We start from the raw sequence: 12,909 nt of genomic DNA, 5'->3' as shown, positions 1-12,909 counted from the left end.
TCCACCATTGGGCCATGCCCTGCGCGTGGGCGAATGTCCTGGTGGCTTGACGCTAATTGCCAGGCCCGGGGAGGCGAGACCAAGGACCTGGGCTATGCGGTATTCACCCCTCTGCCAGCGCCTTCTTGACCTTGGAGATGGTAAAGGGTGCCGCCCCGGTTAGTTTGGTGATCTCCTGATAGGACCTGCCCAAATTGATGTACCTGATCACCTCTCTGTGCTTGCCCAGGAACTTCTCCCTGCTCTCCGTGGAGTTCACCTTCCTGCCCGTGTGTAGTCCCTGTGCCTTCCGGCTGCGGATGCCCGACTTGATCCTGAGGCTCAGTTGCTCGCTCTCCATCCTCGCCAGGTCCGCCATGATGGTGATGACCAGCTTCGTGAAGATGTGGTTTGAGTCCTTCTCCGCCGATAGGGTGATGCCCAGGTTGTGGATGTAGACCGACACACCCTTGGTCTCCAGTTCTTTCAGGAGGTTAAGCACCTCGGTGGTGTTCCTGCCGAGCCTTGAGATTTCATGTATGAGCAGATATTTCACATTCTCTTTGTCCATAAAGGCGAGGGCCTTCTGGAGTTCCTGCCGCTCCGTGATAGACTTGCTGAACCCGGAGATTTTCTCGGAGAACACCTTCATCACCTGGTAGCCTGTCTCCTGCAGGTCTTTCACCTGGCGTGCGGTGGTCTGCCCGCTGGTGGAGACCCTTGTGTAGATGATGGCTGGTATATTCTGCTTCATTTCTGGCATTTGCTAGACTTGAAGCAAATATAGGAGACTGAACCAGCTTTCAAAAGGAAATACCTAAATAATTGAAGCAGGGATTAAATTGAAGCGAAATACATGGCATAGGCGGGTGTTCACTTGACTACTTATAGTATATTCGGCAACGGTTCCGCTTACCTCGCTATCATCGGTGGGACTGACAGATGTTGGGCTCCGTACATAGTGCAGATAAGCCGAATAGTTCGGTTTATACAGTAGTTGGCAGAAATTATAAGAATGGAAGATTACTCTGAATTAGTCGGTGACAGCAGGATAGAAAAACTATGTCATGACTTTAAATTAAAAACCATCATCTTCAACTTGACTCGATACAGAGATGAATTAGAAGAAATAGAGGTAAGATTTGAAGGAGTAGTAAACCAAGATTTTCAATGCATCGACAGCGATAACATTATTTTCGGGATTGAAGAGACAGATTGGGACGGATTACAAATCCAGTTTCCTGATTTAATGAAATACTATAAGCATTACAAAAGCATTGACCCTGAAGACAGAAAAAGAATAGGTAATGGAACTGTAAAATGTTACCATATAAGAGGTTCTGTTGGGCTTGAAGGGTATGTAATTGCAGAAGCTATAAGAATTATAGAAAAATAACATCTGCCAACATTGTATAAACATCAAGCCGCGGCCGACGGCCTTGGTCGTTGTTTATACTAACCGTTGGTGATAATTATAAAAGAACAAAATGAAGATGTACATATACGAAGAAGAAACCTTCTTTCTAGGGACAGACACCTTCATTGACAGGGCCGCTGATAATGGGAACGCCGTTGTTTTTGAGGACAATGAAGAAACTGGGTACTTCTATGCCGTTGAAAGAAGGGACGGACTCAAAATCTTAGACGCGCTTCATATCTATAATGTAAAAGACATTGTTGACAAAGACACGCCCTCGACCTTGAAAATATTGTGGAGTGAAGATGAATCAATTGCTTTCTATCAATGACTACTATCATGCTCTCTTCGACTTTAAAAACAAGGCTGGGTATTGCAGGACAGGATTTCCAGGGAATGGTTCTTGGGCTGAAGTTAAAGACCGGAAACTTACCGACGAATTACTAGAAACGTTAAGCAAATGAAATATAACCCCCTACATATCATAAAGACTCCAATAATCTTATACACTTTATATTAATCATGGCTAATCCTGGCATAGTACAGAGAGCCTATCAAACTTACTTTAAAGCTCTTTCCCGCGCACAGCCTGTCTATGTTTATAGAATGCTCATTGCCAATAAGAGGCTCCCTCTTTCCAATTAATATTGATTACAATGGAGTACACCTTAGTTGAAGAGGAACTGGGCATGTCAATTCCAGAGGAGGTAACTGCCCTAGTTGCAAATGAGGCAATCCATCTGGGAAAATATAACCTTAGGTTGTTAGAGCCACAGGAGGTTATAGAAGAATACGCTTACCTACAGGAAGAAAGCACCCTAACTTTCGGTTTACCCCTTCTGCCATTCCTAACCGACGGTAACAGTAACTCCGTTGGTATTTACTGTTCCGGAGTCTTCCGGGGAATGCTCGTCTACCTTGACCATGAAGACCTGGATTTTACCCCCGCCTTTAAAAGCGTGGACTCATTTACCGAACATTTATGGCTTAACGAGCCAGAGAATATCGGAGAAGAAACAGAATACCCTAGGGCAAAGGGTGCGGAAGAGGACTACCCCCTTTTCTTATTGTCATTAACCAACTACAGAGAAACTGAGGACCGTGACACTAAAACGTACTGGGCCTTATGCGCACTGAACTTCGTTCCAGATGATGAGCCAGGTATATTAAGGGAGTTCCTGTTATCGGGGGACAAGTTGGTTCATGAGAAAGCATGTGCCGTTATTAGAGCAAGAAAAGACTGCCGATTTATTGAAGACCTGGGGAGCCTGGTTGATTTCAGCGCTGCCCAGACTAACAAGAACATTGCCGCGATAAATACCCTGGGAGAACTGGGGACTGCGGAGAGCAGACAGACTCTGCTGTCCTTGGTTGAAGGAAAAGAAACGGGGGGCTATGGTATTTACCTCTTGCATGCCCTTGGGCGATGCGGGGTCGAGACAAAGAAGGTGCCCAATCAAATGAAGGGTTGGGAGTTTTACTTCCTGGATGAGGAAAAAGGCGAATGGTTGCAATTAAAATAAAAGCAACTTCTAGCCTTAGCCTGTAAAGGCCCAGTTTCAGTGTTTAAGATAAGTACATTAAAGGCCTCTACGGTTCCTCTATCTATATTTCCCTTTTATTAAAAAGAGCTAATCGCAGCTTTAGCATAGAAAGCATCTTATAGTAAATTTAAACCCTATTTCCGGCGCAGAATCCCAGTACCTTGAAAATTGCGATTAATGACTTTTCAGCGGCACTCTCTTGCCCCATAAGCCCATTGTAGCAGAAAGCCTTTGAGTCCGCTCTTGAGGCTTATAATACTATCTTGCACACGTATCTGCACCAGCCACACTGTCCGTTACTATATCAGGTGATAACCCCTCCCAAGGTGTGACTAGTAGATTTGGGGGCCCTGATGCCCCTTAGCCAGAACGCAGTAGGTTGGATAGATGGCAGGGTGTAAATGGTGTCTGACTATTACGACTCAATCAAATGAAAAATACCTATGTGTTCTTAGCGGCCATCCTTTTGCTAAGCTGCAAAGCCCAGCAACCCGACAGTATTGCGGTGACCCGGTCCAGGAATGACTGTCGCATAGTTAGCGGGGAGTTTGACGAGAAGCCTTACGCCGTAGGCACGAAAGTGGAGCCTATGTTCAGGGCGTTTGAGGGTGAGGTTCAGGATGGGGTGTTTTTTGTAATGCGTAACTTCAGCAACCCTGGTGGGGACAGGGCTTTCACCATTGATACAGGGAAGGGAGAGAAGTGGGTCTACACGGCTAGCGGCACGGCTAAATCAATCTTGCGCAGCGATGAAGGGGCGAGGATCAGGTTCTTGGCCGCACAGGTGGAGAAGGGCTCCCACCGTCAAGTCTGCCTAGGGCTGGCGAGTGAGGGCTCAATGTCCGTCCTCCTGGTGAAATCCGACGGCAAGGTCGTATGCAAGTATGAGGCAGGCCAGTATGACTACAGGTACTTGAATGGACCGGAGAAGCCGAGAATCAAGAACGCCCTGGAACTCATCGGTTTCCTGATGGATAAGGGGTGACATCGCTCTGCCGCTGAACACCTAACATCACCTTGGCGCACGTAGCAGCACCAGCTACCCCGCTCATTCCCCATACACCATTTTACCCCACTAGCACCCCCTTGAGAACAGCCTTTGCGGCCTCCACGCGCGCATTTTAATTTGTTGTCACCTGCCCACACATTAAAGGGTATAGTATGTAATTTACACCATGGACTAAGGCCGGTATACAGTGTGAAAAGGAATGCGCAGAGAAGGGTCCGGCGACCGTGAACATATAGTGAAAGAAACCCATCCACCTTATGACACATATAGAAGAAATCCTCGCTAAGTACGAAGTTCCGAGGCGCACAGGACTAGCCAACTCAACAATTGAAGAGGTAGAGGTTAAAACAGGGATAAGCCTTCCAAAAGATTACACTGATTTTTTGACGAACTACCAAGGCTTTGAGAAACTAATTGGGGAGGAGTATGTCCAGCTGTGGGACTTAGAAGACTTGGTCGAACAGAACGAAGGGTATCTCATACTTGAGAATCTTCCTGCCACCATCGGGATAGGCTCTAACGGGGCAGGGGAACTGATCGCGCTGGAAAGAGTCAATGAGGAGGAGGTAAAGGTAGTTCTGACACCTTTTGTTGACTTAAGTCAAGATTATCATATTCCCATCGGGGATTCCTTTACGGATTTCCTGCAGCGGCTTGATAAAGGCCAGGAGTGGTTTGATGAGGCTGAAGGCTGATGCTCTGCAAGAGTTAAAAACTAACAATAAGGTACAATAGTCATGCATCAGTCAACGATGCAACTGCGCACTTTAAAGGGTTCTACAGCGTGAATTTACGGCGTTCAGGCGCGCAGGGAAGGCTCCGAATAGATGCTTTTCTGCATAGACGGGTTTAATGAGAAGAGGGCAGACACAGGCTTCTGAAAGCTTAGGTCCCTCGAGTAACGACAGAAAGCCCGGGTTTGCCAGAGCCTTTGACCAGAATAAACTTATCTAATATGGCCTACCCGTACCCAACTAAGGTGTCGAATCGACCAAATTAACATAATGTAATTTATAGAGCAGAGTTTAAACGCTTTAGAAAACTGCTCATACTGTATAAAATCGCATTGCCTCTGCCTAGCCCATAGCTACTGACTGCGTAACTCATATTAGACCCTTCCAGTCTTAAGAAGCCTTGCTGGTGGCTACCAATAGAACCAAGCATTGAAGATCCATCAACATGCACTCAACATTCCAAACAAATTAGTCACGTTACGATCACTGCGAAGGCGAAATACGGATCGGGTTAGCAACCTAAGCCTCCAAAGTATACCCCGCCCTGCTAGCGAGGGAATTAAGTCTGCCATTTTTAGCAAATGGCTAATATAAAAGGCATTTTTCTTAGAAATATGGGTTATTTTCCGGATATTAGAGTATCAAAATCCGATGCCATGGTTAGAATAGACTGACACGGTGGCTGATAACACTCCATTGCAAACTGTACAATGTCAGGCAAAGCATGACAAAACAGGTAAAGATGGAGAATGTTTATATTTTTTTGGACGGGCCTGGCGTTTGGCCCGCCATTTGCTAAAAAACTGAAAAAGGCCAACATCCCCATATTCTCTATGGTATGCCGGCCTTGAACGGGTCAGAATCTTGCAGGATTCTGCTTAGAATGGATGCACCTCCAATCGGAACGCAAAGGTACGCTAAAAGTTGCCTTATGCAACACCCCTCTGGAATCCCTTCTATGGCCTAGCCAGCCTGCCCTCCCGGCTAAACTAAACGTCCAAAGGTTGAGGCCCTCATCCCCTCAGGTAGAATATCTGCGCCTCTTTCAAGTCAGATACTGAACGAAAGTAAATGACTATGGCAGGATAGCTACGAACCCCCACCCACATCATAAGGGCACCTGCGCCCAAGTCGGCACAGGCCCCACCCCGAAAAGGAAGGATACCTCCCTTCAGGCACGCGTGTGCCTTTTGCCCGGCAACTTAGCCGGTGTAAAGGGAAAGGTACGCCTTTTCGGTAACCTCCTCGGCAGCGCATGCACCAGCGGTATTCCCCAGCCCCATTCTTGGCCAGGGGACGCATGCGCCAGGCATGGCCGTTTGATATAGCATTTTTAATCATTCAGAATCAAAAACCATATAGATATGGCTACTAACAAACCCGCCGGAGATGGCCACAGAAACGGGGCGGTGAGACAGCGCTCCCAAACCTTCAACCCGCAGAACGAGCGCTGGGTCAAGAGGGACACCAACACGGGTCAATTCATAGACCAGAAATCGGACGGTACCCCCTTTAAGGGGGTGAGGAAGGAGAAATAGTAGAGGCCTAAAAGGTTGTAAATGCCCTTAAAAGTCTTTATCCCTTACAATAATTCAAAACTAGGGCGGATGGGTCTTTCAAGGCACGTCCACCCTTAACCTTAATTAAATTTTTATGTCCACATATAAAAACGAACACCTTCAATTAGTGCTCGATACGCACAATATTAACCGCGATGAGGAGAAAGGCCTCCTGGATAAGTACAAAACTAAGCGGGACAAAGTAAAAGATGCCCTTTACGAAGAGTATGGCAGTGATATAGTAAAGATTATAAACTCAGGATCCTACAGCAAGTGCACTGCCATCAACACAAAGTTTGACCTTGACCTATGTGTTCACTTCAAAAGAGATAGGTTCAACACTCTAAAAGAAATGCATGACTCCGTTTACAATTTCTTGAACTCCAACTACAAAAAAGAAGACGATGACCTGGTGAAAGTCAGAAAGCAGAAAGTGTCTGTCGGATTGAAGTTCAGTGTGGACGGCGAAGACGTGCTTTTCGATGTGACACCCGGGCGCAAGCTGGCCTCAGAATCCACCTCTGACGAGAACGACATTAAGCTCTATCTGAACTTGGAAGATGATCCCAGTTCTAAGAAAACGAATATCCATAAGCAGCTTGACAAGATTACTGGGAGGACAAACGAGAGAGACACCATCAAATTAATCAAGGTGTGGAAGTTTAACCATGATTTCGATTTAAAATCATTCCTGGTTGAATTATTAACTATGGAGGCATTCGATAAGGCAGAAGAGGTACCGAGGGGTCTATGGGCTAGGCTGAAGATGGCTTTGGAATTCATCAGGGACAATATAAAGACGATCTCACTTAAGGATCCCGGGAACTCCAGCAACAATGTCTCAGACAGTTTAACCACAGAGGCGAAAGAAGAATTGAGGGAGGAATTGGAGGAAATGCTGGAGAAGATTGAGAAGGACGAGAAGAAGATAGAGTACTATTTCCCTGCTAACCCTAAGTATCCCAAAGAGGAGGTAAAAAAGAGCAACTCACAATACGAGAGAAAAAGCGAGGCTACCACGAAGCTTCCCCCCACATCTTATGCATAAGAATGACACAGATTTCTACAATGACTTTTTTGCAGGATTAGAAGGATGCCAGCTGGAGGAGAAATTCAAGTCCTTTGAAGGGGATCCATTTTACCATGGCCGTATCAATATTGGTACGGCCAAAGGCCCTTTAGTCTTCGAGGTTCTCCTTCCGGAGGACTATCCTTTCGGCGAGGCCCACTTCTACTGTAGGACGATCAAAGGGTATAGCCATCAAAGTCAGTCTATTGGAGAAACTCTGGGGGGAAGCGCTTGCCTAAACACGCCTTTCGTGGACCACCTGCACACTAGGCTCACTTTGGAGGTGAAAAAGCTGTACCGGTGGATAGAAGATTTCTATGTCAATGACACAGCGCAGGATTACGAGTACCCTGCCTTCCACGCACAGGGCAGGGCTCACCTGCTTTTCTCGGAGACGGCAGAGGATCTAACGGCTGGTAGATTCGGAGAAAGTCTGTTCGGAGCAATGACCTACACAGTTCTCAGTCAACAACCAGCACCTGGCGGCAGAGGCAAGAACTTCACGCTCCTTGCGCAAAGGCTGGGGGGAATCGAAACCCGTTGGTCAGAGACCTATAAGGCAGGTGAACGATATAAAGGGGTATGGGCTCTTCTTGAAAAGGAGCCGGTAGTGAGGCATCGGCTAAAGATGGATACCTGGGAACAGCTTCACGATCTGCTTCCGCATTCCTTCTCTGATTATTTTCTTGAGTTCTGCCAGAGGAATGCGAAATACACCTTTGGGCCTGATGGACTCAGGGACAACATACTTCTGGCCTTGGGGTACAAGATTCCCACCCTAGACGGCAAAGAGGAAGTGCATTGGGATCTTGTATTGGTTCCAGCTTCGGAATTCAGGCGAGCGGATTTAAGGCGGCGGCCAAGACATATCAGGAACCTTAAAGGGCCTGTATTATGGGATGAGTCAACTAACTCTAGCTACAATAGATTTTTCGGCCGCGGGATGCTAAACAGCTCCCTGATATCCAAAAATATTCTGGTCATAGGAACGGGGGCCATTGGGAGCTCATTGGCGGAGATGCTGGTTCGCGGGGGCGCCATCAGTATTACCCTGGCTGACAGCGACAAGACTGAGCCAGGCAATATCTGCAGGAGCAAATTGACTTTCCGCTGGACGAACATGCCAAAGACCTACAATTTAAGGGCAAGCCTCCTTGAGATCTCTCCATTCGTCGAATTAAAAACAATCGGGGCAATTTTCCCAACGGCGCCCAAAGGACGAAGCTACCAAAATACGGTAGCTGCTTTAAACCAGTATGACCTGATATTTGATTGCTCTGCCGATAACCAGGTGCTGCAGATGCTTTCCTATGGCAATGTCATTGCCCCTGTGATTAGCCTCTCTATCACAAACAGGGCCAAGCAATTGCTGTGTCTGTCATCGTGGGATAGCCCCCGCTTGATTGAGATGAAGTCAATGCTCATGAGCTGGCTACAGGCAGACCACTACCCTAATTTTAAACCTGGCACTGGTTGCTGGCACTTCACATTTGAGGCCAGTAACATTGAGGTAAATGCACTTCTCAACAAAGCCCTTGTGTCAATTAATGCATCAATGACTGATAGGCAGAAACCTGAAACCTTCGTTCTTTCCGCAGAAACAAATTCGCCCCATAGCAAGTTGTCCTTCAAAAAATATGTACAGGCGGAGACTGGCCTTAGGCTGAGGGTGTCTTCGAGAGCAGTTGAAACAATCTTATCCAGTTCCTATTCCCACTTCCCAAACGAGTACGGAGGGTTGCTGATGGGCACGTACTCAGAAGACCTTTCGGAGGCAATGGTGCTTGACGTGGTTCTTCCGTCCAAATTCAAAAGCACGCCCGTCTCCTTTACCCCTGACACAGACGACCTCAATGAGAGGCTGATTAGGTTTGTAAGGGATAATGGCAAGACCGCAGAGTACCTAGGAGAATGGCACTCCCACCCTAACGGTAGCGGCCAGTACTCGCCAAAGGACCTTGCGTCATTAAAAGATATCGCTGAGTCTGCGACTGTCGCATTAAAGAACCCTATCCTCTTGATTGCATCAGGGCAGAAAGGTAAAATGAAGCTAAATTTCTACTTGTTCATCGAGAACAAACTTTATAAATTCTCACCCTGTGACTGATGTGTTAATAGTTATTAAAGACTAAAATAAATTTAAATGAAGAATCTATTCCTTTTTATTACCCTAACCATGTTCAGTATCTCTGTTCACGCGAAGGAGCCCAATGTTCCTCTTAGTGATCGAGTACAGCAGTTAGAAATTTACAACCAAGAGATTCTCCAGAAGAAAGTGGAGAATTTAGAAAAAGAAATTAACCTAGGACTGCAGAAGAAGCAACAGGAACTTGATAAGAAATTTACGGAAAAGGAAAATGAAATAGATGATAAACTTGCGCTCCTTAATACTTTAGCGATAGTTTCAGGATTCTTATTAGCCGCTGGAATAATAAATTTGGTTTATCAGTTTGGCTGGGGCTTGAAGAAACTCGCAGAAAAAACATTGAAGGAAAAGCTTCAAACTCATCTGTTTGAGAATACACAGTCCCTGATGGATCTTGTGAACAATCAAAGAGCTGAAAGTAAAGTAAAGAAAGAAAAGCTGATTAGGGTGGTCAGTGGGTCTGAAGAGGAAACCGAGATCATGAGGTCCTTGCTCCAGCGCATGGGCTTCAAGAAGGTCGAGTGTGCTACTGTTGAAGTCTATATACCCTTCCCTACGTCCGACCTTCTCATATTCTGCAATTTCAAGAAGGGCTTAAGCGCTGAAATGATTATTAACTATTTAGAAGATAGCAATCAGGATGATGTGTTTGTCTACTACGGCGGGCGGATCGACCTTCCTGCAGACAGTATTCATTATCAAGAAAAGCTTAATTATGCCAATACCAGGTTTACAGTCTATCACCAGATAATCAACACATTGATTTTTAAGGATATTCTTAAGGAGCAGATGCAAGAGGTGTAATTTATAATTTAAGCCTTCCCTTATCTTCTCCTAGGGATGTAAAGTTCTCGGAGAAAATAAGGGTAAAACAGTTGTTCAAACAGAAAAGTATAGTTTAAAATCGCCTACTGATTTAGTCAATTGTGATAAGAATTGTGATGAGAGTGTGATTTAATCATCAAGCCATATGACATGGTCAATTAAAAGAAATGTACGCTTATGTGCGCAGTAAAGAAAAAAGGCCTGTAAGTTGTTGTATTACAGGTCTTTATAAATTTAACTGTGGTCGCGTAGGAACTGCCTTCTTTTAAAGAAAGGCACAGTGGCATTTACGGAGACTTTTGATTTGGTAACACAATGGTATGACTGCCCTGTCTTGACAGTTTATAATGCTAAATGATTCTCTTCTGGCATTTTTACGGGCAAAATGAATTTCGTATGAGATCCATTAAGGCCCAAGCTAAATGTTGCTTATAGCGATTATAGTTGCTAAAAAGATGGTCCCTGTGATATAAAAGCTGCAGCCTCCAGCATTCCGGTTCCCTCTAACTTACTACGCAGTTCCGCAGCCTTCAAAAGTCCAGCTACCTCAGCAGTGAAGAAGCGCTTTCTTTCCTCGGGAAAGGTATAATACGGGATTCCTACATGGGCCATCAGTCTTTTCCTATAGCTAAGCTCAACGGCCCATGCTTCCCGCTCATACTTGAAGGGATGGTCTATGACTGCTATCACATTGCTGCCGTGATCGGCAATCGCGAAAGAGAAACGAGTACGGTAAAAAAGCTCCAACTCTTTGGCGTCTATGGAGAAAGACTGTGAAGTCTCCTCGTCGATGAAGGCAGCCGGGCTTATAGAGGGGTACACATTTGGGAATATCGAGCTAAGTTTCTCGTAGATCTCTTCTCTTCCTATAGGGACAATAGGTCTGAGGTAGTGCTGACTTCTGTTGTAAAGTGCCCTTATGATGGGGGCGTTCTCCATTACCTCTCGGCTACATCCCGTGCACATTACGTGATATCCGTTATAGGTATACTGAAGTCGCTCCAGCTCCTCCCTATCTTTTAGTGGGAAGGAGGTCTGGCAAACGGCGCATCTGGCGGATGCGGCGCTGGAGCTCCTAACTGCCTCCAAGACCTGATCGGTTGTCTTCCCGCTTATCTCGGCTATCTGCTCGATTGGGTATATGGGCCCTAGGCTCCTGCTGCCCTCGGGCCAGAAGGTCCAGTATAATAGGCTCAGGGCATTGTGCCCGGTCTCAGAGAAATAGTGGATGTCGCAGTTAGGGTTCATGTGAGGAGTGGTTTCTGACTCAGGCAAATCTACCCTTCATACCCTTTAATGACAAGTATGTCATTAAAATAAAACTGCGGTTTCGCCAGCTTGCCGCAAGGAATGGCAAGACTGAGAAACCAACGGCTTATGGACGCGGCGGCGGCGCGGGTAAAGCAGCTGCGCGAGGCGAAGGGCGTGACCTTGGAGGTGGTCTTCCACGACACAGGCATCCACCTGGCTCGACTAGAGGCTGGCAGGGCTAACGTGACGCTCAGCACCCTTGAGGCGGTCTGCCAATATCTAGGTGTTAGCCTTGCCGAGTTCTTCTCGCAGGGCTTTGAAGATCTGCGAGAAGAACTCGGGTGACTATAAAAACCAGGGGTAAAAAGTTGCTTAAAGGAAGAATATTAGACTCCTGAATCGAAACTACTACTATTGAAGAATTTCTCTAAAGAGTCTAAATCTTGAAGCAGAAAGTTCGATATTTCGACCTCTGAGTCTACCTACAAGAGGCAAACTAGAGAAATCTGGTTTGCCTCTTTTCTTTTCCACCATCTCAAGTGTATAAGTTTAAAGGTGTGCAGAGTCCTTCATGCTTTTGGCCTTTTTTACAGTGAATCGTTTTCGACCTTTTTCTTTGAATTTAGGCCAAAAGCGGAGGCTAAGGCATTGTCTTAATGGGAATCAAAGAAGAGAGTGCAGGTAGGCAAGCACGACTGCATACACAATGTCATAGCTCCTGAACTTCTCACGCAAAAGTTTCAAAGCCTTGTTGATGTGGTTCTCAATATTACTATTGCTGGTGTTGAGAACCGTGGCTATTTCATGGTTAGATAGTCCTTCGGTGCGGCTCATGGCAAAGACCTGCCGCCTCACGGGTGGCATAGAAGCACAAATCTCCTCAAACAGTTCTACCAGCTCCTGGTGCTCAAGGGTGGTTTGGGTAGAGTCCTCTGCCACAATTCCATAATCTGCCAGATACTTACTGAATGCAAACTCATAGACGTGGCGTCTGGATTTGTTGTACACTAAGTGTTTGGCTATTTTAAAAAGGTAACCTTCCAAGCCCTGGGCAGGATCTAAGGAGGCTCTTCGCTCCCAAGTCTTCAAGAAAACCTCCTGTACAATCTCCTCGGCATCTTCTCTGTTGCGGACCAACTTGTAAGCAAAGGCATATAGCTTGGGCTCCAAGCATTTGAACAGGCGCTCAAAAGCAGATACATCACCTCTAGTGAGTGCTTCAATGTCTGCCTTGTTGCTGTTTTTTTCTTCTGCCTGCATGATTGTCTGCCTGAAAAAGCTGAGCTATACCATCCAACACCGTCGGTTAGGAGCATATTTTCCTTTGAGGAATGGTTTAGGAAAACCATAAAATATACCCGTTAAATATAGACCTA

The 12,909-nt window shown here is 46.1% G+C and carries 12 protein-coding genes and 1 pseudogene; 10 read left to right on the top strand and 3 right to left on the bottom strand.

Annotated features, from left to right (window positions below; translation table 11 throughout):
- Window positions 1-103 precede the first annotated feature (103 nt).
- On the bottom strand, window positions 104-733 hold the full coding sequence (locus tag TH61_RS05335; protein WP_197464098.1) for a recombinase family protein: 630 nt from the start codon (window positions 731-733) through the stop codon (window positions 104-106).
- Between the two features lie 261 nt (window positions 734-994).
- Between TH61_RS05335 and TH61_RS05330 the strand changes: the two genes are divergently transcribed.
- The 9 genes and pseudogenes from TH61_RS05330 (at window position 995) to TH61_RS05295 (ending at window position 10,261) form a co-directional block, all read left to right on the top strand.
- Entirely contained in the window at window positions 995-1,375 is a 381-nt protein-coding gene (locus tag TH61_RS05330; protein ID WP_066506839.1) for a hypothetical protein, read from the top strand.
- 91 nt (window positions 1,376-1,466) lie between these two features.
- Window positions 1,467-1,860: pseudogene (locus tag TH61_RS05325) on the top strand (DUF2251 domain-containing protein).
- Between the two features lie 192 nt (window positions 1,861-2,052).
- Complete coding sequence (locus TH61_RS05320; protein WP_066506831.1) at window positions 2,053-2,919, top strand: SMI1/KNR4 family protein; 867 nt, start codon at window positions 2,053-2,055, stop codon at window positions 2,917-2,919.
- 451 nt (window positions 2,920-3,370) lie between these two features.
- Window positions 3,371-3,925, top strand: coding sequence for a hypothetical protein (locus tag TH61_RS05315; protein WP_066506830.1), 555 nt, complete (start codon window positions 3,371-3,373; stop codon window positions 3,923-3,925).
- Between the two features lie 281 nt (window positions 3,926-4,206).
- Entirely contained in the window at window positions 4,207-4,644 is a 438-nt protein-coding gene (locus tag TH61_RS05310; protein ID WP_066506822.1) for an SMI1/KNR4 family protein, read from the top strand.
- Window positions 4,645-6,047: 1,403 nt separating this feature from the next.
- Complete coding sequence (locus TH61_RS18215) at window positions 6,048-6,221, top strand: hypothetical protein (protein ID WP_197464097.1); 174 nt, start codon at window positions 6,048-6,050, stop codon at window positions 6,219-6,221.
- A gap of 115 nt (window positions 6,222-6,336) precedes the next feature.
- The gene (locus TH61_RS05305; RefSeq protein WP_066506816.1) at window positions 6,337-7,290 is read left to right on the top strand and encodes a hypothetical protein; all 954 of its coding nucleotides are present in this window, start codon (window positions 6,337-6,339) and stop codon (window positions 7,288-7,290) included.
- On the top strand, window positions 7,283-9,418 hold the full coding sequence (locus tag TH61_RS05300) for a ThiF family adenylyltransferase (protein WP_066506809.1): 2,136 nt from the start codon (window positions 7,283-7,285) through the stop codon (window positions 9,416-9,418). The genes TH61_RS05305 and TH61_RS05300 overlap by 8 nt, the downstream gene beginning before the upstream one ends.
- Before the next feature lie 69 nt (window positions 9,419-9,487).
- Window positions 9,488-10,261, top strand: coding sequence for an NARF domain-containing protein (locus TH61_RS05295; protein ID WP_157600560.1), 774 nt, complete (start codon window positions 9,488-9,490; stop codon window positions 10,259-10,261).
- A 468-nt stretch (window positions 10,262-10,729) separates the two neighbouring features.
- Here TH61_RS05295 and TH61_RS05290 read toward each other — a convergent pair whose 3' ends face one another.
- Window positions 10,730-11,530, bottom strand: coding sequence for a hypothetical protein (locus TH61_RS05290; protein WP_066506802.1), 801 nt, complete (start codon window positions 11,528-11,530; stop codon window positions 10,730-10,732).
- A gap of 129 nt (window positions 11,531-11,659) precedes the next feature.
- Between TH61_RS05290 and TH61_RS05285 the strand changes: the two genes are divergently transcribed.
- Window positions 11,660-11,878: a helix-turn-helix domain-containing protein gene (locus TH61_RS05285; protein ID WP_231862306.1), complete on the top strand. Its 219-nt coding sequence runs from the start codon at window positions 11,660-11,662 to the stop codon at window positions 11,876-11,878.
- Between the two features lie 318 nt (window positions 11,879-12,196).
- Here TH61_RS05285 and TH61_RS05280 read toward each other — a convergent pair whose 3' ends face one another.
- Window positions 12,197-12,793, bottom strand: a complete 597-nt coding sequence (locus TH61_RS05280) for an RNA polymerase sigma-70 factor (protein ID WP_066506800.1) — start codon at window positions 12,791-12,793, stop codon at window positions 12,197-12,199.
- Window positions 12,794-12,909 lie beyond the last annotated feature (116 nt).

The organism is Rufibacter sp. DG15C (genome assembly GCF_001577755.1).
Classification (GTDB): Bacteria; Bacteroidota; Bacteroidia; order Cytophagales; family Hymenobacteraceae; genus Nibribacter.
The sequence above is the reverse complement of the archived record's forward strand: the minus strand, read 5'-3'. Positions and strand labels throughout refer to the sequence as shown.

Coding starts and splice junctions, on each gene's coding strand:
- TH61_RS05335 (WP_197464098.1), bottom strand. CDS start 733: ATGAAGCAGAATATACCAGCCATCATCTACACAAGGGTCTCCACCAGC.
- TH61_RS05280 (WP_066506800.1), bottom strand. CDS start 12,793: ATGCAGGCAGAAGAAAAAAACAGCAACAAGGCAGACATTGAAGCACTC.
- TH61_RS05290 (WP_066506802.1), bottom strand. CDS start 11,530: ATGAACCCTAACTGCGACATCCACTATTTCTCTGAGACCGGGCACAAT.
- TH61_RS05300 (WP_066506809.1), top strand. CDS start 7,283: ATGCATAAGAATGACACAGATTTCTACAATGACTTTTTTGCAGGATTA.
- TH61_RS05320 (WP_066506831.1), top strand. CDS start 2,053: ATGGAGTACACCTTAGTTGAAGAGGAACTGGGCATGTCAATTCCAGAG.
- TH61_RS05295 (WP_157600560.1), top strand. CDS start 9,488: ATGTTCAGTATCTCTGTTCACGCGAAGGAGCCCAATGTTCCTCTTAGT.
- TH61_RS18215 (WP_197464097.1), top strand. CDS start 6,048: ATGGCTACTAACAAACCCGCCGGAGATGGCCACAGAAACGGGGCGGTG.
- TH61_RS05315 (WP_066506830.1), top strand. CDS start 3,371: ATGAAAAATACCTATGTGTTCTTAGCGGCCATCCTTTTGCTAAGCTGC.
- TH61_RS05330 (WP_066506839.1), top strand. CDS start 995: ATGGAAGATTACTCTGAATTAGTCGGTGACAGCAGGATAGAAAAACTA.
- TH61_RS05305 (WP_066506816.1), top strand. CDS start 6,337: ATGTCCACATATAAAAACGAACACCTTCAATTAGTGCTCGATACGCAC.
- TH61_RS05310 (WP_066506822.1), top strand. CDS start 4,207: ATGACACATATAGAAGAAATCCTCGCTAAGTACGAAGTTCCGAGGCGC.
- TH61_RS05285 (WP_231862306.1), top strand. CDS start 11,660: ATGGACGCGGCGGCGGCGCGGGTAAAGCAGCTGCGCGAGGCGAAGGGC.